Consider the following 25,142-nt stretch of genomic DNA (forward strand, 5'->3'; position numbering starts at 1 on the left):
GCCACCGACCACGATGACAGGGTTAGACGGGGTCCCGCAAAGTGGCGGAGTCATGGTTGTGAACCTGAAACTCCCACCGCTCGGGATTCCTCCGCGTTCACGCGGAGGAGGATGTCAATTATAAATCGGCGAATCTTCCCTCACCCTTCCTGCGTCGTCCACTCGACCTCGTACCCCGCATCGCGAACAGACTTCAGGACGCGGTCGACGTGGGCCGGGCCGTTGGTCTCCACCTCGAACACGAGGTCGGCGTCGCCGACCGGCAGGTCCGGCCGGCTGCGCTCGTGGCGCACCGTCCGGATGTTCGCGCGCTCCGCGCCGATCAGGGTGGAGATCTCTCCCATCGTCCCCGGGGTGTCGTCGATCCGGACGGACAGCTCGATCAGCTGATTGCGGTCGACCAGCGCGTGAGTCACCACCTCCTTCAGCGTCGTGACGTCGATGTTGCCGCCGCAGAGCAGCGGAACCACCGTCTCACCGGCCAGATCGAGGTCGTCGACGACATCGTCGTCGAGGAGGGCGGCCGCCGCGGTCGCGCCCGCGCCCTCGATCAGCTGCTTCGCGCGCTCTAAGAGGAGCAGGATGGCGTTCGCCACGTCGTCGAGGTGCTCCCGTAAGAGTCCGAAGGTGAGCTCGCTCAGCCCGCCGGTCGCGATCCCGTCCGCGATGGTGTCCGGCTCCTCGCGCGTCACGAGCTCGCCCGCCCGCAGGCTCTCCGAGAGCGTCGACGCGCCCGCGGTCTGGACGCCGACCACTCGCGTCTCCGGCGAGCGAGCCTTGACGGCGGTGGCGACCCCGCCCGCGAGCCCGCCGCCACCGACCGGGACGAGGACGGTGTCGACCGCGGGCACCTGGTCGAGCACCTCCAGCCCGAGCGTGCCCTGTCCGGCGACGACGTCCGGGTCGTCGAACGCGTGGACGAACCGGACCCCCGGCTCGTCGACCAAGGTCCGGGCGTGCGACATCGCCTTCGAGAACACGCTCCCGCGAAGCACAACCTCGGCGTCGTACCCGCGGGTTGCCTCGATCTTCGCCGCCGGCGCCGACTCGGGCATCACGATCGTCGCGTCGATCCCCGCGTCGGCCGCGGCGAGGGCGACCCCCTGCGCGTGGTTGCCCGCGCTCGCGGCCACCACGCGGTCGATCTCGGAGACGTCGCCGGCGTCCTCGTCCGAGGCGGCCCCGGCGACCGCCAGCGAGATCGCGTTGTACGCGCCGCGGGTCTTGAACGAGCCGGTGCGCTGGAGGTGTTCCATCTTCAGCCGGACGTCGGCGCCGCACCGCTCGCTCAGCGACCGGCTCCGCTCGACCGGCGTCCGCTGGACGATATCGGTCGCGCCGGTCCGGTCCGCGGCGGCCTCGACGTCCGCGATCGTGACGGAGGACATGACGACGGTGTTCGCGAGACCGGCTCAAAAGGACTCGGATGGGGAACGCCGATATCGGCGGTCGCTACCGCTTCCCGAGCGCCGCTTCGAAAACCCGCTGTGCCCGCTCGTACCCCTCGTTGCGGTCGACGATCGGGTGCGGATAGTCGGGCGCGAACTCCTCGCGCTCCCGGTGGGAGAGCGTGGGCCAGTCGACGACCTTCCCCGCGGGCACGTCGCGGAGCTCGGGGACGTACTCTTTCACGAAGTGGGCGCCGTCGTCGTACTTGCTCATCTGGCTCACCGGGTCGAAGATACGCACGTCGACGGAGTCGGTACCGGTGGAGGCGGTCCACTGCCACGCCCCGTGATTCGAGGCGTAGTCGTGGTCGATCAGCTGCTTGGTGAAGTAGCGCGCCCCCCGCCGCCAGTCGATCAGGAGGTGTTTCGCGAGGAAGCTCGCGACGACCTGCCGCGGCCGGTTGTGGACGTACCCCTCCGCGTTCAGCTGACGCATCCCGGCGTCGACGAGGGGGTAGCCGGTCTCGCCGCGCGTCCACGCCTCGAACGTCGCGTCGTCGTCGCGCCACGCGATCTCGTTCGGGAACGATCTGTAGTTCGACACCGCGAGGTCGGGGGTGTAGTAGAGCAGGTGGTACATCTGCTCGCGCCACGACAGCTCGTACCGGTACTTGTCGGCGTTGCGGCGCTCGCCGCCCGTCACGGCCTCGTACATGTCGCTCGCGCCGGCCCACACCTCGCGGATCCCGATCGCGCCGGTCGCGAGGTACGGCGACATCCGGGAGACCGCGTGCGTGGGCGCCTCGACGGCCCGCCGGAGGTCGTCCCGGGTGTCGTTGTACGACGTGATCCCGTAGTCGAGGAAGTCGTCGAATCGCTCGCGGGCGGCCCCGTATCCCGCCGCCGGGAGGTCGATGTCGGCGTCCGGCTCGGGGACCGTCTTCCCGTCGCGCACGGCCGCGAGCGACTCGGGCTCGGGCTCCGGAAACGGCCCGGGCTTGGGGACCGCCTCCCAATCGTCGTGGAACCGACTGTGGTTCGCGTACCGCTCCTCCAGACGGCCCGGATCGACCAACACGGCGTCGGTCCGCGCGTCCGTCTCAACGCCGGCGTCCGCCAAGGCGTCCTCGACCGCCCGCTGGCGGTTCCGCCGGGCCGGTCGGTAGTACTCGTTATAAAAGACGGTCTCGGCGCCGTGCTCGTCCGCGAGCTCGACGAGGACCGCCTCGGGGTCGCCCGCGCGGACGACGAGGTCGCTCCCGAGCTCGCGGTAGCGGGCCTCCAACCGCTTCGCGTGTCGGAGGAAGAACGCCCGCTGGCGCGCTCCCACCGTCTCGAACAGGTCGGCGTCGTAGACGAAGACGGGGACGACGGTCCCCGCCCGTGCGGCCGCCGCGAGTCCGGCGTTGTCACGGGTCCGCGGGTCGCGTCGGTGCCAGAACAGCTGCATGGGATCGGTACGGCCTCCACGGGATAGTGTCCTTCGGCCGGACCGACGCCGGGGGGCGGTCGCGGATCCCGCACAAACGCGAGCGCGAGCGCCCTCCACTCGAAATTCACCCGTGTGCTTAAGCCGACGAGCCCGAAGCGAGGGTATGGAACCGCTCGTCGTCGCCATTCTCGTCGGCGTCCCGCTCGCGTGGCTCGTCGGCTTCGCGGCGTTCGTCTACGTCGACGCACCGGAACACGGGATGGACCGACGGAAGTGGGCGCTCATCGCCTTCGTCGTGCCGCTGTTCGGTCTCTTCGCGTACCTCTTCGAACGCGACGAGCAGTCGTACGACCCGTCAGAGGACCCCTACGCCGGCGGGAGCGACGCGCGCAAGGCCGGCCTCGCCGTTCACGAGCGACGACGCGGCGAGAAGCCGCTCGGTCCGGCGGGAACGGAGGCCGACGACGAAACGGACGAGGAGGACGAGTGGGACGACCCGCCGGGCGTCGACCTCAACGAGGACTAACCCCCGGCGTCGACCTCGACGGCGACCGGTCGTCACCCCCCGGACCTCACAGCACGTCGAGCAGCGCCGCCCGTCGGCGGTCGAGGTCGAACTCGGCGTCCGCGGCGTCGAGGCGCTCGAAGAAGGCGAAGACGTCGGCGCCCGACCGCTCCGCGTGCTCGACGAGCGCCTCGACCGAGGCGCGGTTGAGCGCGAACGACTCCAGCTGGCCGCAGACGAGGGCGAGCGCCACGCCCGCCTCGCCGCCGGGGAAGGCGGAGTCGACCGCGGAGAAGTCGGGGTCTGCGGGCGGGTCCTCGGCGACGGGATCGACGGCCTCGTGGCTCCCGTCGGCCGCGAACGTCCGCAGACAGCGGGTACAGACGGCGGTCGTCGCGGCCGGCGCGTGCTCGCGGAGGACGAGCGGCACGGCGAAGGCGACGAGGGGGGCGTCACAGCGGGGACAGGACATGCGGAACGAGATGGATGGGACGGCGAAATTTGTCGGGGAGAGCGGGACGACGCGGTTCGGTAGGACGGCGCGGTTCGGTGAGAGCGGTCAGTCCGCGGGCTCCGGTTCCTCCGTTTCGGCCGCGGCGGCATCGGCGGCAGCCTCCGCGTCCCGATCGGGCTTCTCCTCTTCCTCCTTTTTCGCCTTGATCTTCTTCATGCGGAAGATCTCCTCGCGCTCCTGCTCTTCGAGCTTCTGCTCGATGTACTCCTGGTTCTCGTACAGGCCCGGGAGGAGCGTGAACTCCAGGGCGTTCACGCGGCGCTTGGTGGTCTCGATCTCCGTGAGCATCTTCTTCATCGCCGTCTCGACCTCGGCCGCGAGGATAACCTTCTCTAGCAGGTCCTCGTAGGCGTCCGCCGCCTCGTCGATGCGCGCGGAGGAGCCGAGCAGCCCGTAACCGCGCTCGTCGAGGCTCTTTCGCACCTTCGAGGACTCGATCTGCGGGACGACCACGCCCATGATGTTCTTCGACTGGGTGGTGATCTCCGGGTGCTCTTTCAGCGCCGCGGCCGCGCCGCGGACGGCGACGTCGCCCTCCATCGCTCGGGCCATGTCGATCTTGCGCTGGGCCGTCTCGTACGTCTCGGACACGTCCGCTCGAACGTCCTGCGCCTGATCGAGGATGTCCATGAACTCCATGATGAGGCCGTCACGCTTCTGTTCGAGCGTGTCGTGACCGCGCTCGGAGAGCTCGATGCGGTCCTCGATCGCCATCAGGTTCTTCCGCGTCGGTTTGACGTCCTTGGCCATCTTGTTAGAGGACCGTTCCGCTCCGAGGCGGATAATTCTTTTCAGTCGTGACGTGCCCGCTCGCGGCCACGGACGGTCGACGACGGACAGGAGGGACGCGCGGACGAACGTGCCACGGCGTTGAGAGGGAGACGCGTGAAGCGGTGAGCGGAGACGAAAACGAGAGAGACGGGACCGATCGTGTGCCTCTGACGGCGCCGGCGATCGCTTCCGACGCCGGTCGTCGGGATAGCGGTCGCCAGTTCGGGTTCGGTGGGGCCGCGGTCAGCGGGGGTCGCGATACCCGGCGGGACCCGCGGCGGTCGCGTCGGACCGGAACGGTCCGGTTACGCCCGCCGCCAGCCGGCGTATCCGAGGAGTCCCGCCGCGAGGAGGGCCAGCGTCGGCGCCAGCGGGGTCGGCAGCGAATCGTCGGTGACGCCTCCGGCCTCCGCGGGCGCGAACGCGGCCGAGAACCCCGACAGGTCCGCGCCGGCGCCCCACTCGGCGGTCGAGGACTCGCTCCCGTCGGGCGCGGTCGTCGCGTCCGCCTCGACCGTCGCGTCCGCGAGCGCGTACCCGTCGGGCGCGACGAGGACGAACGGGCGGTCCGGACGGAACTCGCTAGCGAACGGCTCGCTCACCACCAATCGGTCGCCATCGACCGCGGCGAGACCCGTCCACGTCGCCGAGAGTCGAACGACCCCGGTCCCGTCCGCGGACTCGACGTCGGCCCGTACGTCGGAGACGCCCATCTCCCGCTCCGTCTCGGTCGCGGTCCGCTCGGCGATCCGCGTCAGGCGGTCACCGAACCGTTTCGTGACGTGCTCTGAGCGATCGCGCAGGTCCTTGAACGCGGCCTCGTCGTCGGCGTCGGCGAGGTCGTAGGTCAACACGAGCGAGACCGTCGAGTCGCCGTCCGGTTCGAGCGCGACGACGAACGCTGACCCCCCCTCGGCCGCGGGCTCCGCCCCCGGACCGTCGAGCGCGGCGGCGCCCGGCGCGAGGAGCGTACCGATCAGCGCGACCGCCGCGACGGCCGCGACTGCAGTGACGACGCGGCTACGAGACCGCATCACTCGTCGTCCTCCGCGTTGTCGCCCTCGTCGTCGCTCTCATCACCATCGCTATCGTCGGCATCGTCCGCGTCAGCATCGTCCGCGTCGTCGCTGTCGGTCTCGAACTCCACGTCGAGTTCGCCCTCGCGGTCGCCCTCTTCGACGCCGATCTCGGCCTCCTCGCCGTCGGCCGGCAGCGTCACCTCGATCCGACCGTCCGCGTCGGTCGTCCCGACGGACTCGCCTTCGACTTCGACGCTCGCGCCCCCGACGGGCTCACCGCCGACGGCGGTCACTTCGACCGTCACCGCCGCACCGGGACCGGGATCGCCGGCGACGATCGTGACGGAGAGTTCGCCGTCATCGCGGTCGCCCTCGTGGTCGCGGTCGTCCTCGTCGTCACGGTCGCGCTCGTCCTCATCGTCGCGGTCGGCATCGCTCTCGCTGTCGCCATCGTCGTTGCGGTCGTCGTCTCGGCCGTCCGCGTCACGCTCGTCGACATCGACGTCGTCGAGCGCAAGTGCGCCGTCCGCGCCGACCTCGAACTGGAGTCCGGCCTCGAACGCGCCCTTCACGAGCGTCACCGCCAGCTCGTCGCCGACGTCGGGCGCGTCGAACGAGAGGGCTCCGTTCTCGTCGGTCGTCCCGACGCGGTCGCCGTCGACGGAGACGGAGACGCCGTCGACGCCCTCGCCGTCGTAGGTCACCGAGACGGAGACCGTTCCGTTCTCGGCGCTGCCGTCAACGGAGAGGCGCTCGCGGATCTCCGCGTCCGCCTCCTCGCCCTCGACGTCCGATCGGAGCGTGATCTCCAGTTTGCCCTCGCGGTCACCGTCCTCGACCTCGATGTCGACCTCGTCGTCGTCGGGGAGCGTCGCCTCGATGCGACCGTCCGCGTCGGTCGTCCCGGCGTCCCGGTCGTTCAGTTCGACGCTCGCGTCTTCGACGGGCTCGCCGGCGGCGGTCACGCGGAGCGTCACCGTCGCGCCGGGGGCGGCCGTCCCGTTGGCGATCGAGATCGAGAGGGGAACCGCATCGCCTGCGTCGTCCCGATCGTCGCCTGCATCGTTCCCGTCGTCGTTTGCGTCGTCGCCGTCATCCGCGTCTTCGTCCTCGTCGTCGGCCTCGCGGGGTTCGAGTTCCTCTTCGAACTCGAAGACCTCGCCGGTCTGTCCGTCGACGCTCACCTCGGCTTCGCCGGTCGCGTCCGGACCGAAGAAGGCGAACTCGAACTCGTAGTAGCCGTCCTCCTCGTCGCGGTCGGCGGACCGAAGCGCCCACTCGCCGTCCGCGTCGGTCGAGAGCTGCTCCGTGGCCGCCGTGAGCGCCTCGCTCTGGCTCACCTCGACGGTGCCGTTGCCGGGCTGGTCGCGCTCGAACTCGCGCGAGCGCTCGCCGTCGTCTCCCTCGACTTCGATGGAGACGCCTCCGTCGACCTCCAGCGAGAATTCGCCGGCGCTCTCACCGGTGTACTGCGCGAGCAGCGCGCTCGCGCCGGTCCCGGTCACACGGGCGAGCCGCTCTCTGGCGTCCGCGTTGGCGCTCCGGTCGTAGCCCGCCGCGCGGAGTTCGAGCGCGGAGACGTCGTCCGCGTGGTCGACGACCCGCTCGAAGTCGCCGTCGACGGTGCGAGCCTGTCCGGCGAGGACCGCGAGCCGCTGTGCGAACTCGCCGCGGGCGATTTCGCCGTCCTCGTAGGCGATGCGCGCGGCGCGTTGGTCGGCGACGACCTCGTCGGCGCGGTCACGGAGCGCGGCGGCGCGGTCCGCGAGGATCGCCGCGCGCTCGGACCCGTTCGCCCCCTCGAGCGCCGCGTCGAGCGACGACGCCTCGACGTCGCTCGACACCTCGTCGTCGGTGACGGCGAGAACCGTCGCGAGCTGCTGTCCGACGGTCGCCCGCGAGGCGGTACCGGCTTCCTCCGAAGCGTTTCCGTCGCTGTCCGAAGCGTTTCCGTCGTCTGCCTGCGGCGTGATGGTCGATTCGTCGATACCCTCGAGCGCCGCGTCGGCCGAGTCGATGGCCGCCGCGTCCCCGGCGGTGACGCTCGCGAGCGCACCGCCCGGCACGGAGCCCACGACGAGCCCCAGCGCCACGAGAACGGTCAGGAGTCGTGTGCCTTGCATGACGGATGGGCCGACGGGCGCCGGCCACATATACCGGGACGACCGTGGCGGCCCGTTGCGGTCTGTTCCGGTGTGTTGCACCGCCGCCTCCGACCGTTGCACCGAATTTCGATGGGTTTCACGGGCGGCGTCGCGGGACGATCTGTGGGTTTAACTCGCGAGCCGGAGTACCGTGCGCCAATGAGACGACGCGGTCGGACGGTCAAGGCGGTCGCGGCCCTCCTCGTCGCGGTCTGCTGTGTCGCCGCGGTCGCGTTCGCCGCGCCAGTCGGCGCGCAGACGACCGGGTTTCCACAGGCCGACGACCAGCCCGATCCGGACAACACGATCACGCGGATCGACCTCGCCGCAGACGGCTCGGCGGCCTGGGAGATCACCTTGCGGACCCGGCTCCGAAACGACAGCGACGTCGCGGAGTACGAGCGGTTCCAAGAGCGGTTCCGATCGAACACGAGCCGTTACCTCGACCCGTTCGCCGACCGGATGACCGGGGTCGTCGCGGCCGCGAACGAGTCGTTCGACAGGGAGATGCGCGCGGCCGACTTCGCGGCCGAAACGGGGGTCCAAGAGGTCCCGCGTCGGTGGGGCGTCGTCAGGTTCCGGTTCACGTGGACCGGCTTCGCCGCGGTCGAGGGCGACGCGGTCGTCGTCGGCGACGTGTTCGACGGCGGGTTCTTCATCGGCGACGACGACGCGCTGGTGATAGGCGCCCCGGAGGGGTACGCGGTCGACGAAGCCGCGCCGACCCCCGATTCGACCGGAAACGGGGCCGTCGAGTGGCAGGGGCGAGAGGACTTCGACGACGGCCGTCCCAGCGTTCGCGCCGTGCCCGCGAGCGCTGGCGACGGGGCGTCGGACGGCGGGGGAGACGACGGCGGCGCCGGCGACGGACCACCGGTCGCCGCGCTCGTCGTCGCCTTGGTTATCGCCGCGCTCGTCGTCGCCGCCTACGCGGCGCGGGGAGACCGGATCGCTCTCGGGAGCCCCGGTCGAGACGACGACTCGGCCGGGGGCGCCGCGGCCGCCCCGAGCATCGGCGAGGCGGGTACGGAGAAGGCGAGTCCGCGGTCCGCGGGCGGCGACGGCACCGCGGGGGCGGCTAGCGGCGCAGGCGCGACCGGCGCGGACGACGCGAGCGAGGGCGACGCGGTCGATCCGGACCTCCTCACCGACGAGGACCGCGTCAGGCGCGCTCTCCGCGAGCGCGGCGGTCGGATGAGGCAGTCTGCCGTGGTCGACGCGCTCGGCTGGTCGAAATCGAAGACGTCGCGCGTGCTCTCGCGAATGACCGACGACGGCGAGGTGGAGAAGCTGCGGATCGGTCGCGAGAACGTGATCGATCTGGTCGAGGACGACGGCGACGAGTAGGCGGCGGAACGCCGTCGCTACCAGGCGAACGAACGGTCGGAAAGAGGAGAGGTCGGCTTAGTCGGCCGCTTCGACGACCTTGCGCTCGGAGTCGTCCTCGCGGTAGTACTCCTCGATGAACTCCTCGTCGATCCGGTTGAGGGCGTCTTTCGGGAGCATCGAGAGCAGGTCCCAGCCGATCGAGAGCGTCTCCTCGATGTCGCGGTTCTGGTCGAAGCCCTGGTCGACGAACTCCGACTCGAAGGCGTCCGCGAAGTCGAGATACTTGTTGTCGAGCTCCGAGAGCGCCTCGCGACCGACGATGTTCACGAGGTCGCGCAGGTCCTCGCCCTCCGCGTACGCCGCGAACATCTGATCTTTCACGTCGGCGTGGTCCTCGCGGGTGAGCCCCTCGCCGATCCCGTCGTCCATCAGCCGCGACAGGCTGGGGAGCACGTTGATCGGGGGCTGGAGGCCCTGGCTGTTCAGGTCGGGGTCGACGTAGATCTGTCCCTCCGTGATGTACCCGGTCAGGTCCGGGATCGGGTGGGTGTCGTCGTCGCCCGGCATCGTGAGGATCGGGATCTGCGTTACCGACCCGTCACGGCCCTGGATCCGCCCGGCGCGCTCGTACAGCTGCGCCAGGTCGGTGTACATGTACCCGGGGTAGCCGCGTCGACCCGGGACCTCCTCGCGAGCCGCGCCGATCTCGCGGAGCGCCTCGCAGTAGTTGGTCATGTCCGTCAGGATGACGAGGACGTGGTAGCCCTTCTCGAAGGCGAGGTACTCGGCCGTGGTGAGCACCATCCGCGGCGTGACCGTCCGCTCGACGGCGGGGTCGTCCGCGAGGTTCATGAAGACGACGGAGCGCTCTAAGGCTCCGGTGCGCTCGAAGTCCTCCATGAACTCGTTGGCCTCCTCGGCGGTGATGCCCATCGCGCCGAAGATGACGGCGAACTCGGAGCCGTCTTCGCCCTCCTCCTCCTCTTCGGGCACGCTGGCCTGCCGGGCGATCTGCATCGCCAGCTCGCTGTGCGGCTGGCCGGAGCTGGAGAAGATCGGGAGCTTCTGGCCGCGAACGAGGGTGTTCATCCCGTCGATCGCGGAGACGCCCGTCTCGATGAACTCCTCGGGGTACTCCCGGGAGTACGGGTTGATCGCCGCGCCGACGATGTCCTGTCGCTCCTCGGGAACGATCTCCGGGCCGTCGTCGATCGGGCGGCCGGAGCCGTCGAGGACCCGTCCGAGAAGGTCCTCGGTGACGGGCATCTTCATCGTCTCGCCCAGGAAGCGGACGGACGCGTTCTGGTCGATACCGGAGGTGCCCTCGAACACCTGGATGGCGACGACGCCCTCCGAGGATTCGAGCACCTGTCCGCGCAGCGTCTCGCCCTGTGCCGTCTCGATCTCGACGATCTCGTCGTAACCGATCGCCTCGTCGACCTCGGCGTACACGAGGGGACCGCTGATCTCGGTGATAGTTTGGTACTCTTTCATGTTAGTAGAGGCTCCGGAGTTCCTCGGCGATCTCCGCTTTGAGCTCCTCGACGTACTCCTCGTACTCCTCTTGGACGCCGATCCGGTTGATCCGGGGGGCGGCCTCCGTGTCGACGATCTCTTCGACGGGGACGCCAGCGTCGAGCGCCTTGAACGCCTCGTCGTTGAACGCCTCGATCGTCGTCAGCATGAGGTACGTCTTCTCCGGCGGACAGTACGTGTCCACCGGGTGGAACGCGTTCTGCTGGAGGTACGCCTCGCGCAGGTAGCGGGCGACCTCCAGGGTGAGCTGCTGGTCGTCGGGCAGGGCGTCCTTCCCGACGAGCTGGACGATCTCCTGCAGCTCGGTCTCCTCGTCGAGCACGTCGACCGCCCACTGGCGCTTCTCGGACCAGTCGTCGGCGACCTCGTCTTCGAACCACGGGTCGAGCTGGTCTTTGTACAGCGAGTACGACTCGTTCCAGTTGATCGACGGGAAGTGGCGGCGCTCCGCCAGGTCCGCGTCGAGCGCCCAGAACGTCTTCACGATACGCAGCGTGTTCTGGGTGACCGGCTCAGAGAAGTCACCGCCGGGCGGCGACACCGCGCCGATCGCCGAGACGGACCCCTCCGTCCCGTTGACGTTCTCGAAGTAGCCGGCGCGCTCGTAGAACTGCGCGAGCCGGGCGGCGAGGTACGCGGGGTACCCCTCCTCTCCGGGCATCTCCTCCAGCCGGGAGGAAATTTCGCGCATGGCCTCCGCCCACCGCGAGGTGGAGTCAGCCATCAGCGCCACGTCGTATCCCATGTCGCGGTAGAACTCCGCGATCGTGATTCCAGTGTAGATACAGGACTCACGCGCCGCGACGGGCATGTTCGACGTGTTCGCGATGAGCGAGGTGCGGGCCATCAGCGGATTGCCGTTGGCCGGGTCCTCCAGCTCGGGGAAGTCTTCGATGACCTCGGTCATCTCGTTGCCGCGCTCGCCGCAGCCGACGTAGACGATGATGTCCGCGTCGGCGTACTTCGCGAGCTGGTGCTGGGTGACCGTCTTTCCGGAGCCGAACGGCCCCGGGATCGCGGCCGTCCCGCCCTTCGCGATGGGGAACAGGCCGTCGAGGATGCGCTGTCCGGACACCAGCGGCGTCCGGGGCGTCTTCTTGTTCTCGGAGGGGCGCGCCTCGCGGACGGGCCACTCCTGGTGCATCGAGACGTCGGTCCCGTTGGCGAGCTCGGCCACCGCCTCGGTGACGTCGAACGAGCCCGGCTCGATGGCGGTGACCTCGGTGGTCTCGCCCGCCTCGAGGGCGTCCGGCGGCACCATCACCTTGTGGTCGATGGTGACCGTCTCCTCGACGACGCCGACGACGTCGCCGCGGCCGACCTCGTCGCCGACCTCGACCGTGGGCTCGAACTCCCACTCCTTCTCGAGGTCGATGCCGGGCGCGTCGACCCCGCGGTCGAGGTACGGACTGCCCATCTTGCCCTCCAGCACGTCCAAGGGGCGCTGGACGCCATCGTAGATGGAGTCCAGCATGCCCGGACCAAGGTCGACCGACAGCGGCTCGCCCGTGTTCTCGACGGGCTCGCCGGGGGCGACCCCGGAGGTCTCCTCGTACACCTGAATGGTCGTGATGTCGCCTTCGATCTCGATCACTTCCCCCATGAGGCCTTCGTCGCCGACGTAGACGACGTCGTTCATGCGGGCGTCGAGGTCGCGGGCGCTCACGACCGGACCGCTCACGCTTTGGATAACACCGTCTTCGGTTGGGGTGGTCTCCGTGGATTCTGCTTTACTCATATTAGTCGTCCTCCTCCATCAGGTCTATCCCGATGGCTCGTTTGATCTGGTCGCGCAGCCCGCCGCTGCCGGCCCCGGCGCCGCCGAGCGTGACGAGCACGGGCTCGATGCTCCCCTCCACCGCCTCGCGGGTCCCCCGCGAGAGGTGGTCGAGGTCGTCGTCGTGCATCACGATGATGCCGGTGTCCTCGTCGTCGAGGGTTCGTTCGACGGCGTCGTCGAGCCGCTCGTCCTTCTCGTCGTCCGGGACGTTCTCGAACTTCCGCACGCCGGCGAGCCGGAACCCGGTGGTGAACTCGGGGCTGCCGACGACGGCGATCTCCTGACTCATGTTATCACCAGCTCCGATTCGATCTGGTCGACCGGTAGCCCGGCCTCCTTCCCGCGGGCGATCGCCCGAATGTTCTCCACCTCGCGCTCCTTCGCGAGGATGTAGGAGATCACCGGGGTCACCGACACAGGGTGGATCGTCCCGAGTCGGTCGCCGTACGCCAGCAGCGCGGCGTCGGTCGCGTGCTCGAACGCGATGAGGCTGTCCGCCTCCTCGAGTTCGCGCAGCGCCGGGCCGAGCTCGTCGGCGTACTGGCTGTCCGCGATGTACTCCACGAGCTCTTCGAGGTTCCGCGCGAGCCGCGCGAGCGACCCGCGGGTGAACAGCTCGCCGCCCTCGATGAAGTACTCGGCGGGGTCGATGTCCGCGCCCGACCGGGCGAGCCGGAGGGCGTTGGTCGCGTTCCGGAAGTCGACCTCCGCCTTGAGGAACGCCTCGTACTGCTGCGTGGGCTCGTCGTTGCCGAGCCCCGAGAGGAGCCGCTCGTAGAACGCGCGGTCGACGGCGTTTTCGAGCGGTACCAGCACGTCCGTCTCCTCGTACTCGGCGTACGCCTCGCGGAGCGGCGGCCCGTAGATCGTGTCCTCCAGCACGTCGACGACGGCGTCGATCGAGTCGGCTTCCAGCAGCCGCCGGATCCGACGGTCGTCGAACTCCCCGGCGCGGATCAGGTCGACCTCGATGGCTGACTGGTCCGCGTCGGTGTAGACGCCGCGGATGATCGTCTTCACGTTCCACGCGTCGAACTTGCGGAGGTACCGGGCGATCTGGTCGTACAGCGCCCCCTCGCTCCAGTCTAAGATCCCTTCGAACTGCTGAGCGAGGTTCCGGTTCAGCGCGTACTCGATGAGATCGACGCCGCCGTGGCGGCTCCCCAGGGCGTTGATCTCCCGGCCGTAGCTCGACTCCTCCATGAACCGGGCGATCTCCGCCGGTCCCATCCGAGTCAGCTTGCGGTACTCTTCGTCCCCGTAGAGGCTGCCGCGGCGGGCACGAACCCGCGCGACGACGTACTCTGGGTTCGAGCTCCCGACGGCGCTCATTGGTCGAACAGTCGCTCCGAGATGTTCTTCAACTCGTCGTCCCAGACGGATTCTAAGACCGAGTCGAACGTGTTGTTCACGCGAACGCGAGAGGTGTCGCTTTCGGCGACGACGCCGCCGAGACAGTCGATTTCGCCGTCGACCGCGGCGTTGCGGTCGGCGACGAGCTCCTCGAGGAGCTCGACGTCTTCAGCGCGGGTGTAGACGGCGACGTCCTCGTCGTCGAACTCCGCGAGGGCCGCGTCGAGCAGCGCCTCGGTCAGCTTTCGGCGACGGTCGTCGTCGAGCCCCTCGATGGCGGCCTCGACGTCGTCGCGAACGTCCTCCAAGACGTCTCGCCGGGCCCCGAGCCGTTCCTGCTTGGCCTCGAGCTTGGCCGACGAGAGAGTCTGCTCGCGCTCTTGATCGATCTGTCGATCGACCTCGGCGAGCCGCTCCTCGCGGATGCGCTCGGCGTCGGTCTCCGCCTCGGCGACGATTTCGTCCGCCTCGGACTCCGCCGCTTCGCGGATTTCCTCTGCACGCGCGCGGGCTTCGTCTCGAACGTCCTCAACGACAGTGTCCAAACTCATTGTGTGAAAGGAAGTGCCGCTCAGACGATGAAGACGACGACGAGTGCGAGGATGACGATCGTCTCGGGAAGCACCGTCAGGATGAGCCCGTTGACGAAGAGGTCGTCGTCCTCGGCCATCGCGCCGACGGCGGCCGAACCGATCCCGCGCTCAGCGTAGCCCGCACCGAGGGCAGCGAGCCCGACGGCGAGCGCCGCCGCGGCGCTGGGGTCGGTGAGGGTTCCTCCGGTGGACAGTACGGCGTTCCCGAGTGCGTTGGTAGCTTCAAGCATTGGTAGTAGTTGCGGTTGCTCGTCTCCGAACAGTTGCTAGTTGCCGCCACAGTCGTCATAAAGCTTCCCAAAACGACCGAATAGAGCGGCCGGATTCGCGGACGGAGACACGGCTAAACGCGGCCTCGGACCCGAATCGGCACGTCGTTCGACGGGCGGCTCCGGACCGATGCAAGCGGCGGTGGGTTGGTGCGAGGCGAGTGAACAGCGAAGCGGAAGGCCGCCGAAGAGCCGTCTACTCTTCGGTGGTGTACTCCCGGTCGTAGCCGAACGGCAGGTAGCTGTCGCCGCCGCCCTCGTAGAAGTTCCCGAAGAACTCCACGTACTCGAGACGCACCGCCTGAATACCGGCGGAGGTGACGCCGAGCAGGAGGACGACGACGTGGCCGACGACGGCCACGAGGATCCCGCCGACGAGCGCGACGACTCCGACGAGCCCGATAGAGGCCGGGTCGAAGGCGGTGGTGATCCCGGCGAAGACGAGCTCGTAGTCACCGGGGTGGCTCTGGACGTATTCGAGGTAGTCGGCGCTGAAGATGAAGTGGAAGCTTCCCTCCCCACCGTTGTCGATGTACGCGCCGAACGCGAGCAGGTTCACCGCGAGCGCCATCCCGCCCTTCGCGAGCAGCACCGCCATGATCCGGGCGTACGAGATGACGTTGACGATCGGGGCGAGCACCTCCGCGAGCTCCGCGGTCGCGCCGACTCCTAAGAGGACGACGCCGATCCCGGCGGCCGCGAGGCCGGCATAGCCGACGACCACGGGGAAGCCGGCGAACGAGACCGCACCGAGGGTGAGCAGCGACACGGATTCGAACAGGAAGTCGGGCTTCGGACCCGGGACGTGCTGGCTGAAGATCCAGATCCACGCGCCGTTGAGGATCAGGAGCCACGAGCCGCTCTCGTACAGCGCGTGCTTGAGGTCGTGCTGCTGGTAGTTGCTCACGAACGAGAGGGCGTGACCCGCGTTCAGGTGGATCATCCCGAACAGCACGCTGGCGACGAGGAACGCCAGCCCCCAGTCGAGATCGGCGGGCGAGAGCCCCTTCCCGGCGACCGGCCAGTGGACGTCGCCCGGCAGGAGCTGGTAGGCGTGGTAACCGAACAGGTCGATCCCGAAGTAGATCCCGAACAGGATCGTGAAGCCGCCGGCCCACATCGCGACGGCGCCGAGCTCGCGGAACGTCCCGTCGTACCGGCTGTACAGGAAGTAGCCGATCGCGGCGTACAGCACCCCGTACCCCACGTCGCCGATCATGAATCCGAACATGAGTGGGAACGTGAGGAAGACGAGAAGCGTCGGGTCGAACTCGGAGTACTTCGGCCGACCGAACCCCTGCACGAGCAGCTCGAAGGGGCCGGCCGCGCTCCCGTTATCTTGGACGACCGGCGGGTCGTCGGCGCCGTGGCCCACGTGGCCGCCGTCGGTGGCGGCCTCGCGCTCGGCGTCGCCGCCGACCGCCTCGGTGTGGTGGTCGCCGTCGGGCGTGAACGAGGCGCGTTCGAGCTCCTCGACCTCGGCGTGGTCGCCGACGGCGTCGGCCAGCGTCGCCTCGAAGTCGGGGTAGGTGTCCGTGGGGATCCACCCCTCGGCGACGAACGCGTTCTCCGTGGTCGCGAAGGAGAGCGGCGCCTCCTTCTTTTCCGCTTCGATAGTGAGCTGCTCCTCCGCGCGGAGCAGGAAGCCGGCCGCCTCCTCTTTCACCGCGGCGAGGTCGGCCTCGACCGCTTCGAGATCGACCTGCAACGCTTCGCGCTCACGGTCCAGCTCCGCGACGTACTCGGCGGGGCTGGCCTCGGCCTCGGGAACCTCCAGCAACGCGATGTCGACGCCGACGAGCGAGTCCTGTAGGACGCCCGCCTCGGCGCCGTCGGCGGGCTTCGCGAAGATCGCCACGACGTCGCTCCCGGCGAACACCTCGTATGCGTCGATCCCGTCGGCGTCGGCCAGCGTCGCATCGACGGCGTCGGGCTTGGCCTCGCCGACGACGACCTCCAGCGAGTCGTAGCCGCGCAGCAGGTCGAGCTCGATGCCGAGGTCCGCGAACGGCACCATCCGGTCGATCTCCTCCTCCCGGTCGCGGATCTCGGTCTGGAGCTCGTCCCGGCGGTCGTTGAGCGCGTTGACGCGCTCGCGCACGTCCGCGAGCTCGGCCTCCAGCTCGTCGTCGTCGAGCACGCGGGCCGCGTCGACCTCGTCGCCCTCGACGTCGAGGACGCTCTCCAGCGAGCGGACGGTGACGAGCCGCTCGTTCACCGTCTCGGCGCCTTCGAGAGAGTCGCCCGGCGCGAACCCCTCGTAGCGCTCGTCGTAGTCCGTGACGTGCAGCGAGTGGTGTTCGTACGCCGCTTCGATCACGTCGTCGATGACGCGCTTCGAGCCCGTCACCGACACCTTGCTCATCCGCTCAGGCCTGAGCATCCACCGCCTCCTCGGCCTGTTGGTTCACCGCTTCCTCGAACCGTTCGACGGCGTAGTCGACGGCCGAATCCACGCGCTCGCGGGCCTCGCGTTCGAGCTCGTCGCGGTCGGACCGGCCCGATTCGAGGATCTCCTCGCGGCGTTCCTCGATATCCTCACGGGCGGCCTCCAGCCGCGCTCCGGCCTCGGACTCCGCCTCCTCCTCGGCCTCGGCGCGGATCGCCTCCGCGCGCTCTCGAGCCTCGGCGAGGCGCTCGTCGGCGTCCGATTCCGCCTCCGTGATGATCTCGTCCGCCTCCCGTTCAGCCTCCTTGATCCGGTCGAGCACCTCTGGTCTCGCCATGCTACTAATCGCCTGAAACTCTAGAAGCGACGTATAAGGTGTTTGCGAAAGTACGCGGGCGTTGCTCCCGATAGCGGCGGGAATCCGCGGCGGGGAGGCCGTCGACCCGGCGTTCGCCGCCTACATTTAAGTACCAGTCGCCGGACCGTCACCGTATGGTAACGGTGTATGCGGTCGCGTCGGCGAAAGGTGGGGTCGGGAAGACCACCACGACCGCGGCGATGGCGACGATCCTGGCGGGCTCCGGCGCCGACGTCGTCGCGATCGACGCCGACATCGGCATGGCGAATCTCGCGGGCGCCCTGGGCGTGACGCCCGGCGAGACGACGCTCCACGACGTGCTCGCGGGACGGGCCGACCCGCTCGACGCGGTCCACGAGGGGCCCGAGGGCCTCCGCGTCATCCCCGGCGCGACCGGCCTCGACGCCTACGCGTCCGCGGACCCCGCCGGGCTCGCGGACGTGGTCGCCGCCTTCGAAGGCGCCGACTACGTGTTCGTCGACGCCGGCGCGGGGCTCTCGCACGACTCGAGCCTCCCGCTCGCGGTCGCCGACGAGACGCTGCTCGTCTCGACCGCCGAACTGAGCGCGCTCGGCGACACCGAGAAGACCCGGCAGCTCGCCGAGCGGCTCGGCGGCACGGTCGCCGGCGCCGCGATCACCCGCGTCGACCCCCACGCCGACCCCGACGAGACCGGCGCCGAGGGGCTCGACGATATCGCCGATGTGCTCGACGCAGCGGTCCTCGGCCGGATCCCGGAGGACGACGCGGTGGTACGGGCGGCGACGGCGAACCGCCCGCTCCCGACGTTCGAGCCGGACGCGCCCGCCACCCGGGCCTACCGGGACCTCACGCGGGCGCTGACTGGCGCGCCGGTCGAGGGCGCCGGAGTCAGCGAGGGCGACGATACCGGCGATATCGAGGACGAATCGGGGAGGGACGAGAGCGGTGACGAGGGGAGAATCGACGCCGACGAGGGGGACAAGGGCGATGAAAGCGACGAGGATGTCGAGACCGGTGAAAGCGACGAGGATGTCGAGACCGGTGAAAGCGACGAGAGCGACGGGAGCGACGCGGAGGTCGAAGCGCAACCGACCGGCGACACCGACGCGGACGACGAGGACATCATCATCGCCGACGCTGAGCCGGGCGGGCTGAGCGATCCGGGCGACGAGGAGGATATCATCGTCGCCGACGAGGATCCCGTCTCGGAGGACGACGCGACGACAGCGCCCGACGACGAGGCGCCCGGTGGCGCGGCGGTCACCGATCCGGCGGCGACCGGGCAGACCGAGACTGTTGGCGAGGGGCACGTCGTCGCCGACGACCTCGAGGCGATGATCGAGGAGAGCGAGACCGAGGCGTTCGACGACGCGGAGGCGACCGACTCGGACGACGCGAGCGACGACCCCGCGGCGGGTGACGGGGAGGCGACGCCAACGGACACCGGAGAAGCGACCCGGGACGACGGCGCCGCAGCCGGCGACGAGTCGGCGACGAGCCCCGACGACGAGTCGGCGACGGACCCCGACGACGAGCTCGCCGGAAGCGTTCCGTTCCGCGATGATGACACCGGGATGATGAACACCGTCCTCTCGGAGGACGACGGGGACGAGACGGAAGGCGAGACAGCGTCGGACGACGAACGGGACGAAGAGGAGGAGAGCGGCGGCTTCTTCAGTCGGTTATTCGGCCGATAAAAGGGTCGAGCCGCGCTCGCGGGGTCACGCCTCAGACGGCGCCGCTGCGCGGTCGCGGATGAGATCGCGGATCTCCTCGGGGTCGGTGATACCCGCGAGCTCCTCGCAGGAGACGAGAGCGGTGCCGTCGACCGACTCGCGCTTCTCGTCCTCCTCGGTGAAGTACACCGACCGCGTGTGGGCGACCTCGCCGATCGAGGACATGATCCGCGCGCGCTTCTCCGCGGCGGGGGTGAACGCCGAGTGACCGGTGAGCACCCGGGCCTCGGAGCGCTGGTCGTCCTCGGAGACCGCCTTGAACGGCGCGCGGGCGGTCGGGTGGACCGTGAAGCCGGCGTTGGTGAGCACGTGGAGGACGTGCTCGTCGTCGGGATCGGTCTCGGGCGCCGAGGGGGTCGGTTCCGCGTCGTGGACCTCGTCCGCGCCGTCGAGCACGTCGACCGGGCTGGAGAACGGCTCGTTGAACAGCTCCTCTAACTGGATCGCGACCTCGATGGAGGCGTTCATCCCGTCCTCGTACTTCGAGACGGTGCGCCGGGAGACGCCGAGCTCGGTCGCGAGCCGGCCGAGCGACCAGCCGCGTTCCTCGCGCTCGTCCGCGAGGAGGTCCCCGTCGAGGCTGACGTAGAGCCCGCCGGGCGCGGCGTAGATGAGCGGGGGCATCCCCTCGACGAACAGGTCGTACCCCGTGTCGGGGTTTATCACCGGAACCCCGTGACGGAAGTAGACGACGCCGGGCTTCAGCTCCTCGTCGCGGGTCCGGATCCCGAGCACCATCGGCGTCGCCCGTAGGTACTCGCCGAGCCGGCGCATCTCCGCGCCGGTCTCCGCGTCCAGCGCGTCGACGTTACCGAGGATCTTCAGGAGGAGCAGGTCGTCGTCGCGCCGAGCCGCCACGTCGAAGCTCTTCGGCCGGACCGCACACCGATCGCTGACGAGGAAGCCCGCATCCTCCAGCATCGCGGTGACGTTTTCGATCAGCGCAGTCCGGGACATACTCGAAAATAAGCGGCTCGCCGTATATATGCGTTGTGTCACTTGTGTCGCACGAAACCGCCGCCAGCTTGCGATTTTCCCGCGAAGGGCGTCGGAGAGATTATATACCGGCGATCCGGGCCGAGAGCCGGGACGAGGCGGCGGCCCTCCCGAGACGTGGTCGGAGAGTCGGCCGAAACCGGTTTGTCCGGGAGCGGGCAAGAGCGCGTATGCCCATCGTCGCCGTCGACGACACCGACTCCCGCGAGCGGGGGATGTGCACGACGTACGTCGGCGCGCGGCTGGCCGAGCGGCTCGAATCCGCCGGCGGGCGGGTCCGTCGCCGGCTCCTCGTCCGGCTGAACCCGGCCGTGAAGCACAAGACGCGGGGGAACGCCGCCGTCGCGGTCCACGTCTCCGGCGTCGACGCGGCGGCGGCGTTCGACCTCGCCGCGGAGACCGTTCGGGAGTTCGCCGCCGTCGAGGATTCCCGGACATCTCCGGGCGTCGTCGTCGCCGACGTCGACGTCGCCGGGGACCCGTTCGCGGCGCCCTCCGCCTCTGTCTCTCGCTCCGCCTCCTCGCGGGACGACGGCGTCGCGGCCGGGTGTCGGATCCCCGACGAAGTCGCCGACTTCGCCCGCCGCGCGCTCCGCCGCCGGCTCTCGCTCGCCGAGGCGCTGTCGCTCGCCGAGGCGCACGGCTACCGACACGCCGCGTTCGGGACCGGCGGTGAGACGGAGGCGGAGTTCGTCGCCGGGCGCGGGCGAATCGGCGCGCTCGCGGCGGTCGGTGCTCCGGCCGCGTTCGACGACTGGACCGCGGAGCGGATCTCCTACCGGGAACTGGACCGCTGCGGGAGCCCCCGCGAGGTCGGCGTCGAGAGCGTCTTCGCCGCGGCCGACGCGGGGTACCCGACCGTCTGGGACACCGTCGACCACGAGACCGGGGCGGCCGTCTGCGTCCCCAACGCCCCCGGCCCGATCCTTCACGGGATCCGCGGCGACGACCCGGCGGCGTGCCGGGAGGTGGCCGAGGCCATCGAGAGCGAACCCGTGGAGCGGGCCGCGACGTTCCTCACGAACCAGGGCACCGACGCCCACCTCGCGCCCGGGCGGATCGGCGGCCTCCGCGACGGCGCGGGGTACCGGGTCGCCGGCGCGGTCGCGAGTGAGCCGGAGACGAAACGAGGGGGCCACGTCCACGTCGATGTCGTGGCGGGTGACGAGGCGGACGAGGGTGACGGCGCGGCCCGCCTCCGCTGCGTCGCGTTCGCGCCGACCGGGCGGTTCCGCGACCGCGTGCGCGCCCTCCGACCCGGCGACCGGGTGACGCTGTGCGGCGAACACGAGGTTCGGGAATCGGACGGCGTGAACGCAGACGACGGAGGGGCGGAAGACGGGAACGCGACGGAGTCGAAGTCGACCCTCAAGCTGGAGAAGATCGCCGTGCGCGACCTCGTGCGGACCGAACCGGCCGTGCCGACCTGCCCGGACTGCGGGCGATCGATGTCGTCGGCGGGGAGAGGTCAGGGGTACCGCTGCCGCGACTGCGGCACCGCCGCGCCCGGGAAGGTCGACCGGGAGATCGACCGCGACTTGGAAGCCGGCTGGTACGAGGTGCCCCCGAGCGCCCGCCGCCACGTCGCGAAGCCGCTCGTCAGGGGCGGGTTCGACGCGCCGATCCACCCGGAGCGGTGAGTTCCGCCCGGAGCGGTAAAGTGGTCTGGGCGCGACGCCTCGGGCATGTCCGGGATCGTCTTCTACGGGACGGAGAACCGAGGCGGCGTCGTCGACTTCTACCGCGGGGAGCTGGGCGCCGAGACGTGGCTCGAACAGCCGGACTGCACGATCTTACGCGACGACAACTTCCTGTTCGGCTTCTGCGACCGCGACGAGACCGAGACGTGCGGGACGCTCACGTTCGTCTACTCCGACCGCGCGGGCGTCGACGCGGTCCGCGAGCGACTCGCCGAGGCGAGCGACCGCCGCGACGACGCGAGCGCGCCGAGCGCGGTCGAGGAGCCGAGAGAGAACGAGCGGTACGGCATCTACCAGTTCTTCGCCGAGGACCCCGACGGACGGACCGTCGAGTGTCAGGCGTTCCTTGGCGACGACGTGCCGTCTATCTGAAAGGAGGTCGGACGAAGAGCGGCGATTGCCGCGGTCAGTCCTCGATGGTGCGCTCCTCGCGCCACTCGGCGGCGCGGTCGAGCGCGGCCTCGCGGTCGTCGAAGCGCTCGCGCTCGTAGGCCGACGCGTCGGCGGCCTGTTCCATCACGTCGAGGCGGACGACGAACCCCCCGTCGGCGCGCTCGCGGATCCGAACCGTCGCGTAGCCGTCGGAGCGCTCCCACTCGGTGATCGCCTCGTCCTCGCGTCCCAGTGACCAGCCCATACCTCACGGGGCGGGCGCGGCGGCTAAAACGGCCCGGTTCGGCCGCGGACGCCGAACCGTTGACCCTCCGGTCAGTCCTCGTCCCCCGGGGCCGCCGCGTCCACACAGACCGGACAGACCGCGTAGCCGAGCGTGTCGTACGAAACGGACGACGAGAGGGATATCACGCCGCACGCAGGACGGCCGCACGTCGACGCGTTCTCGACGCACGTGCCTCTCCGTAGCACGGCGATCCGTACCGTTCTCGGGCCGTCAACGAGACCCCACTTATAACCGATCGCCGTGCCGAGAGCGCGCATGGTCGAGGACGTCCACGCGGACCGACGGGAGCGCGCCGCCGCCCGGATCCGGGACACGAGCGCCGACGGGCTCGTCTGCTTCCCGAGTCGGAACCTCCAGTACCTCACCGGCTTCGACGCCGAACCGAGCGAGCGGCACTTCCTCCTCGCGGTGCCGGCGGCGGGCGGGGAAGGCGAGACGCCGACCTGCCTCGTCCCGGCGCTGTACGAGTCGCAGGTGCGCGACGAGACGACGGTCGCGGCCGTCCGGACGTGGGGCGACGGCGACGACCCGGTCGCGGCCGCGCGCGACCTGCTGGTCGACCTCGGGCTCCGCGAGGGGCGGCTCCTCGTCGACGACGCGATGTGGGCGACGTTCACGCAGGACCTCCGCGCGGCGGCGCCGGACGCGACGTGGGGGCTCGCGAGCGAGGTCCTCGCCGACCTCCGCGTCCGCAAGGACGACGCCGAGCTGGCGGCGTTGCGCGAGGCGGCCGCGGCCGCCGACGCGACCGTGCGCGACCTCCGCGAGCTGGGCGCCGACGCGGTCGGGATGACCGAGCGCGACCTCGCCGAGTGGATCGCCGACCGGCTGACGGCTCACGGCGGCACCGGCGTCTCGTTCGAGACGATCGTCGGGTCCGGCCCGAACGGCGCGAAGCCCCACCACGGGCACGGCGACCGCGAGATCCGAGCGGACGAGCCGGTCGTGCTCGACTTCGGGACGCGCGTCGACGGCTACCCCTCCGACCAGACGCGGACGCTCGTGTTCGACGGCGACCCCCCGGCGGAGTACGAGCGGGTCCACGAGGCGGTCCGGGAGGCGCAGGCGGCCGCGGTCGACGCCGTCGAGCCGGGGGCCACCGCGGCGGCGGTCGACCGGGCCGCGCGGGACGTGATCGAGGCGGCGGGGTACGGCGACGCCTTCGTCCACCGGACCGGCCACGGGGTGGGGCTCGACGTCCACGAGGAGCCGTATATCGTCGCGGGCAACGACCGCGAGCTCGAACCGGGGATGATCGTCTCCGTCGAGCCGGGGGCGTACCTCGACGGTCGGTTCGGCTGCCGGATCGAGGACCTCGTCGCCGTCACGGCGGACGGCTGCGAGCGGCTGAACGACACCGACCGCGGCTGGCGGTGACCGCGACAGTTCGGACGCGGCCCGAAACGTGCCCAGCGACTGCTGGGAGAGTGTCGATTTCGGATCGGGAACCGAGCGAAGAGGAGACGCGCGAGGCGGACGACGCGTAACGCGAGGGGTGAACGAGGGGACCACGGAAACCTGCGCGCCGGGCGTCCAACGCGAGACGCGGGAGTCGTGTGCTTACTCCGCAATCGGAAGTTATTGCCGAATAATATAGTTCTGATACCGAATTATTTCGGGTTCGAGGGTGGGCCGTCGGACGAGGGGGATCAAAGGGAGCGGTATCGATCTCGGCCGCGCGGAACGAGGCCCGATAAGACGGGCGACACGCGGTGATCCGCCGCGGAGGGGCCGGAAGCCGGTTCGCATCGAAACCATTAGTGTCGCCGGAGCGGAACCGCGGGGTATGAGCGACAACGAGGAGGCCGAGGAGAGCGAACCGGCCGTCGAGCTCGGCGAGGGCCCGGACGTGGCGGGCGAGCCGATCACCCGCGTCGCGTCCCGGCTCACGTGGCCCGCGACGCGCAGCGACGTGGTGGCACAAGAGGGCGACGCCGTGGTCCGGAGTCCGGACGGCCCGCGAGACCTCGACGAGGTCCTCGCGGACTCCGAGGTGCCGCTGTTCGAGAGCCGCAGCGAGTTCGCCGCGGAGGTCGAGGAGCTCGTTGGGCGCGGTCCGGTCGCGACCGAGTAACCCTCCGTCGCGGCCTTTTTGCCCCGCCGACACGGAGTCGACGTATGTCGATCCCTTTCGATCCTGACGAAATCGACCCCGAGGAGTACGGCGAGACCCAGACGACGCTGTCCACGGACCACGAGACCGCGATCGAGCGCGTCCGCGAGGTGTGTACCGACGCCGGTTTCGGCATCCCGGTCGAGTTCTCCCCGTCGGAGATGCTGAACGAGAAAGTCGACGCCGACCGCGACCCGTACTACGTCCTCGGCGCCTGCAACCCGTCGGTCGCGGATCGCGCACTCGACGCGACCGACGGGCGTATCGGCGCCCTGTTCCCCTGTAACATGGTTATCCGACAGGAGTCGCCGAACGAGCAGGTCGTCTACCACGTCTCGATCATGAAGGTCGCGAGGCTGCTCGGGCTCCCCGTCGACGACGAGGAGATGGACGCGATCATCGCCGACACCGGCGAACTGGTCGACGCCGTGTTCGAGGAGCTGGCAGAAGGAGCGGAGTAGCGGGCCGACGACCCGGAATAGCGAGCCGACGACGGCGACTATTTATAAGCAACCGATGCGGTCGGCGCGCACGCGAGCTGCCGTGAGGCCGCGAA

24 protein-coding genes are annotated in these 25,142 nt (G+C 69.9%); 8 read left to right on the top strand and 16 right to left on the bottom strand.

Features of this window, described 5'->3' with window-relative positions:
• Positions 1-140: 140 nt before the first annotated feature.
• The gene (gene ilvA / locus OQF71_RS05355) at positions 141-1,388 is read right to left on the bottom strand and encodes a threonine ammonia-lyase (protein ID WP_280586318.1); all 1,248 of its coding nucleotides are present in this window, start codon (positions 1,386-1,388) and stop codon (positions 141-143) included.
• A gap of 64 nt (positions 1,389-1,452) precedes the next feature.
• A complete protein-coding gene (locus tag OQF71_RS05360) occupies positions 1,453-2,838 on the bottom strand; it encodes a deoxyribodipyrimidine photo-lyase (RefSeq protein WP_280586319.1) in 1,386 nt (461 codons plus the stop codon).
• A gap of 145 nt (positions 2,839-2,983) precedes the next feature.
• On the opposite strand from OQF71_RS05360, the gene OQF71_RS05365 reads away from it, so the two are divergent.
• Positions 2,984-3,346 carry a hypothetical protein gene (locus OQF71_RS05365; RefSeq protein WP_280586320.1) on the top strand — a complete coding sequence of 121 codons (363 nt, stop codon included), beginning with the start codon at positions 2,984-2,986 and terminating at the stop codon, positions 3,344-3,346.
• 46 nt (positions 3,347-3,392) lie between these two features.
• Here the strand turns inward: OQF71_RS05365 and OQF71_RS05370 are convergent, their stop codons facing one another.
• The 4 genes from OQF71_RS05370 to OQF71_RS05385 form a co-directional block, all read right to left on the bottom strand.
• Entirely contained in the window at positions 3,393-3,797 is a 405-nt protein-coding gene (locus OQF71_RS05370; protein WP_280586321.1) for a DUF6276 family protein, read from the bottom strand.
• An 87-nt stretch (positions 3,798-3,884) separates the two neighbouring features.
• Positions 3,885-4,589 carry a V-type ATP synthase subunit D gene (locus OQF71_RS05375; protein ID WP_280586322.1) on the bottom strand — a complete coding sequence of 235 codons (705 nt, stop codon included), beginning with the start codon at positions 4,587-4,589 and terminating at the stop codon, positions 3,885-3,887.
• A 326-nt stretch (positions 4,590-4,915) separates the two neighbouring features.
• The gene (locus OQF71_RS05380) at positions 4,916-5,644 is read right to left on the bottom strand and encodes a hypothetical protein (protein WP_280586323.1); all 729 of its coding nucleotides are present in this window, start codon (positions 5,642-5,644) and stop codon (positions 4,916-4,918) included.
• Positions 5,644-7,752, bottom strand: coding sequence for a hypothetical protein (locus OQF71_RS05385; protein WP_280586325.1), 2,109 nt, complete (start codon positions 7,750-7,752; stop codon positions 5,644-5,646). Before OQF71_RS05385 ends, OQF71_RS05380 begins: the two co-directional genes overlap by 1 nt.
• A 180-nt stretch (positions 7,753-7,932) precedes the next feature.
• On the opposite strand from OQF71_RS05385, the gene OQF71_RS05390 reads away from it, so the two are divergent.
• The gene (locus OQF71_RS05390; RefSeq protein ID WP_280586327.1) at positions 7,933-9,120 is read left to right on the top strand and encodes a helix-turn-helix domain-containing protein; all 1,188 of its coding nucleotides are present in this window, start codon (positions 7,933-7,935) and stop codon (positions 9,118-9,120) included.
• Positions 9,121-9,177: 57 nt separating this feature from the next.
• Here the strand turns inward: OQF71_RS05390 and OQF71_RS05395 are convergent, their stop codons facing one another.
• The 8 genes from OQF71_RS05395 to ahaH all read right to left on the bottom strand — a co-directional run bounded on the left by OQF71_RS05395 (position 9,178) and on the right by ahaH (position 17,359).
• Complete coding sequence (locus OQF71_RS05395) at positions 9,178-10,596, bottom strand: V-type ATP synthase subunit B (RefSeq protein ID WP_280586328.1); 1,419 nt, start codon at positions 10,594-10,596, stop codon at positions 9,178-9,180.
• A 1-nt stretch (position 10,597) separates the two neighbouring features.
• On the bottom strand, positions 10,598-12,376 hold the full coding sequence (locus OQF71_RS05400) for a V-type ATP synthase subunit A (protein ID WP_280586329.1): 1,779 nt from the start codon (positions 12,374-12,376) through the stop codon (positions 10,598-10,600).
• Position 12,377: 1 nt separating this feature from the next.
• Positions 12,378-12,707 carry a V-type ATP synthase subunit F gene (locus OQF71_RS05405; RefSeq protein WP_280586331.1) on the bottom strand — a complete coding sequence of 110 codons (330 nt, stop codon included), beginning with the start codon at positions 12,705-12,707 and terminating at the stop codon, positions 12,378-12,380.
• Positions 12,704-13,750: a V-type ATP synthase subunit C gene (locus tag OQF71_RS05410; protein WP_280586334.1), complete on the bottom strand. Its 1,047-nt coding sequence runs from the start codon at positions 13,748-13,750 to the stop codon at positions 12,704-12,706. The genes OQF71_RS05405 and OQF71_RS05410 overlap by 4 nt, the downstream gene beginning before the upstream one ends.
• On the bottom strand, positions 13,747-14,322 hold the full coding sequence (locus OQF71_RS05415; RefSeq protein WP_280586335.1) for a V-type ATP synthase subunit E: 576 nt from the start codon (positions 14,320-14,322) through the stop codon (positions 13,747-13,749). Before OQF71_RS05415 ends, OQF71_RS05410 begins: the two co-directional genes overlap by 4 nt.
• A 20-nt stretch (positions 14,323-14,342) precedes the next feature.
• Positions 14,343-14,594 (bottom strand): ATP synthase subunit K, encoded by a 252-nt coding sequence (locus tag OQF71_RS05420; RefSeq protein ID WP_066412079.1) that lies wholly within the window; start codon positions 14,592-14,594, stop codon positions 14,343-14,345.
• 235 nt (positions 14,595-14,829) lie between these two features.
• On the bottom strand, positions 14,830-16,998 hold the full coding sequence (locus tag OQF71_RS05425) for a V-type ATP synthase subunit I (RefSeq protein WP_280586357.1): 2,169 nt from the start codon (positions 16,996-16,998) through the stop codon (positions 14,830-14,832).
• 4 nt (positions 16,999-17,002) lie between these two features.
• Positions 17,003-17,359 carry an ATP synthase archaeal subunit H gene (gene ahaH, locus OQF71_RS05430; protein ID WP_280586337.1) on the bottom strand — a complete coding sequence of 119 codons (357 nt, stop codon included), beginning with the start codon at positions 17,357-17,359 and terminating at the stop codon, positions 17,003-17,005.
• Positions 17,360-17,514: 155 nt separating this feature from the next.
• On the opposite strand from ahaH, the gene OQF71_RS05435 reads away from it, so the two are divergent.
• Positions 17,515-19,059, top strand: coding sequence for a P-loop NTPase (locus OQF71_RS05435; RefSeq protein ID WP_280586339.1), 1,545 nt, complete (start codon positions 17,515-17,517; stop codon positions 19,057-19,059).
• 24 nt (positions 19,060-19,083) lie between these two features.
• On the opposite strand, the gene OQF71_RS05440 is transcribed toward OQF71_RS05435, so the two are convergent.
• Positions 19,084-20,055 (bottom strand): transcriptional regulator, encoded by a 972-nt coding sequence (locus tag OQF71_RS05440; RefSeq protein WP_280586341.1) that lies wholly within the window; start codon positions 20,053-20,055, stop codon positions 19,084-19,086.
• Between the two features lie 209 nt (positions 20,056-20,264).
• Between OQF71_RS05440 and OQF71_RS05445 the strand changes: the two genes are divergently transcribed.
• Together OQF71_RS05445 and OQF71_RS05450 are read left to right on the top strand one after the other, a co-directional pair.
• Positions 20,265-21,734, top strand: coding sequence for a tRNA(Ile)(2)-agmatinylcytidine synthase (locus tag OQF71_RS05445; RefSeq protein WP_280586342.1), 1,470 nt, complete (start codon positions 20,265-20,267; stop codon positions 21,732-21,734).
• 45 nt (positions 21,735-21,779) lie between these two features.
• A complete protein-coding gene (locus OQF71_RS05450) occupies positions 21,780-22,166 on the top strand; it encodes a VOC family protein (RefSeq protein ID WP_280586344.1) in 387 nt (128 codons plus the stop codon).
• Positions 22,167-22,200: 34 nt separating this feature from the next.
• Here the strand turns inward: OQF71_RS05450 and OQF71_RS05455 are convergent, their stop codons facing one another.
• On the bottom strand, positions 22,201-22,431 hold the full coding sequence (locus OQF71_RS05455) for a hypothetical protein (protein WP_280586345.1): 231 nt from the start codon (positions 22,429-22,431) through the stop codon (positions 22,201-22,203).
• A gap of 297 nt (positions 22,432-22,728) precedes the next feature.
• Between OQF71_RS05455 and OQF71_RS05460 the strand changes: the two genes are divergently transcribed.
• From OQF71_RS05460 to OQF71_RS05470, 3 genes are all read left to right on the top strand, one after another.
• Entirely contained in the window at positions 22,729-23,850 is a 1,122-nt protein-coding gene (locus tag OQF71_RS05460) for a Xaa-Pro peptidase family protein (protein WP_280586346.1), read from the top strand.
• Between the two features lie 409 nt (positions 23,851-24,259).
• Positions 24,260-24,547: a DUF5789 family protein gene (locus OQF71_RS05465; RefSeq protein WP_280586347.1), complete on the top strand. Its 288-nt coding sequence runs from the start codon at positions 24,260-24,262 to the stop codon at positions 24,545-24,547.
• Positions 24,548-24,591: 44 nt separating this feature from the next.
• Positions 24,592-25,047 carry a DUF302 domain-containing protein gene (locus tag OQF71_RS05470; RefSeq protein ID WP_280586348.1) on the top strand — a complete coding sequence of 152 codons (456 nt, stop codon included), beginning with the start codon at positions 24,592-24,594 and terminating at the stop codon, positions 25,045-25,047.
• Positions 25,048-25,142 lie beyond the last annotated feature (95 nt).

Source organism: Halorubrum sp. Boch-26, from assembly GCF_029889805.1.
Classification (GTDB): domain Archaea; phylum Halobacteriota; class Halobacteria; order Halobacteriales; family Haloferacaceae; genus Halorubrum.

Bases quoted from the DNA above. Each gene is read 5' to 3' on its own strand.
- ilvA (WP_280586318.1), bottom strand. From the start codon at position 1,388: ATGTCCTCCGTCACGATCGCGGACGTCGAGGCCGCCGCGGACCGGACC.
- OQF71_RS05360 (WP_280586319.1), bottom strand. From the start codon at position 2,838: ATGCAGCTGTTCTGGCACCGACGCGACCCGCGGACCCGTGACAACGCC.
- OQF71_RS05365 (WP_280586320.1), top strand. From the start codon at position 2,984: ATGGAACCGCTCGTCGTCGCCATTCTCGTCGGCGTCCCGCTCGCGTGG.
- OQF71_RS05370 (WP_280586321.1), bottom strand. From the start codon at position 3,797: ATGTCCTGTCCCCGCTGTGACGCCCCCCTCGTCGCCTTCGCCGTGCCG.
- OQF71_RS05375 (WP_280586322.1), bottom strand. From the start codon at position 4,589: ATGGCCAAGGACGTCAAACCGACGCGGAAGAACCTGATGGCGATCGAG.
- OQF71_RS05380 (WP_280586323.1), bottom strand. From the start codon at position 5,644: ATGCGGTCTCGTAGCCGCGTCGTCACTGCAGTCGCGGCCGTCGCGGCG.
- OQF71_RS05385 (WP_280586325.1), bottom strand. From the start codon at position 7,752: ATGCAAGGCACACGACTCCTGACCGTTCTCGTGGCGCTGGGGCTCGTC.
- OQF71_RS05390 (WP_280586327.1), top strand. From the start codon at position 7,933: ATGAGACGACGCGGTCGGACGGTCAAGGCGGTCGCGGCCCTCCTCGTC.
- OQF71_RS05395 (WP_280586328.1), bottom strand. From the start codon at position 10,596: ATGAAAGAGTACCAAACTATCACCGAGATCAGCGGTCCCCTCGTGTAC.
- OQF71_RS05400 (WP_280586329.1), bottom strand. From the start codon at position 12,376: ATGAGTAAAGCAGAATCCACGGAGACCACCCCAACCGAAGACGGTGTT.
- OQF71_RS05405 (WP_280586331.1), bottom strand. From the start codon at position 12,707: ATGAGTCAGGAGATCGCCGTCGTCGGCAGCCCCGAGTTCACCACCGGG.
- OQF71_RS05410 (WP_280586334.1), bottom strand. From the start codon at position 13,750: ATGAGCGCCGTCGGGAGCTCGAACCCAGAGTACGTCGTCGCGCGGGTT.
- OQF71_RS05415 (WP_280586335.1), bottom strand. From the start codon at position 14,322: ATGAGTTTGGACACTGTCGTTGAGGACGTTCGAGACGAAGCCCGCGCG.
- OQF71_RS05420 (WP_066412079.1), bottom strand. From the start codon at position 14,594: ATGCTTGAAGCTACCAACGCACTCGGGAACGCCGTACTGTCCACCGGA.
- OQF71_RS05425 (WP_280586357.1), bottom strand. From the start codon at position 16,998: ATGAGCAAGGTGTCGGTGACGGGCTCGAAGCGCGTCATCGACGACGTG.
- ahaH (WP_280586337.1), bottom strand. From the start codon at position 17,359: ATGGCGAGACCAGAGGTGCTCGACCGGATCAAGGAGGCTGAACGGGAG.
- OQF71_RS05435 (WP_280586339.1), top strand. From the start codon at position 17,515: ATGGTAACGGTGTATGCGGTCGCGTCGGCGAAAGGTGGGGTCGGGAAG.
- OQF71_RS05440 (WP_280586341.1), bottom strand. From the start codon at position 20,055: ATGTCCCGGACTGCGCTGATCGAAAACGTCACCGCGATGCTGGAGGAT.
- OQF71_RS05445 (WP_280586342.1), top strand. From the start codon at position 20,265: ATGCCCATCGTCGCCGTCGACGACACCGACTCCCGCGAGCGGGGGATG.
- OQF71_RS05450 (WP_280586344.1), top strand. From the start codon at position 21,780: ATGTCCGGGATCGTCTTCTACGGGACGGAGAACCGAGGCGGCGTCGTC.
- OQF71_RS05455 (WP_280586345.1), bottom strand. From the start codon at position 22,431: ATGGGCTGGTCACTGGGACGCGAGGACGAGGCGATCACCGAGTGGGAG.
- OQF71_RS05460 (WP_280586346.1), top strand. From the start codon at position 22,729: ATGGTCGAGGACGTCCACGCGGACCGACGGGAGCGCGCCGCCGCCCGG.
- OQF71_RS05465 (WP_280586347.1), top strand. From the start codon at position 24,260: ATGAGCGACAACGAGGAGGCCGAGGAGAGCGAACCGGCCGTCGAGCTC.
- OQF71_RS05470 (WP_280586348.1), top strand. From the start codon at position 24,592: ATGTCGATCCCTTTCGATCCTGACGAAATCGACCCCGAGGAGTACGGC.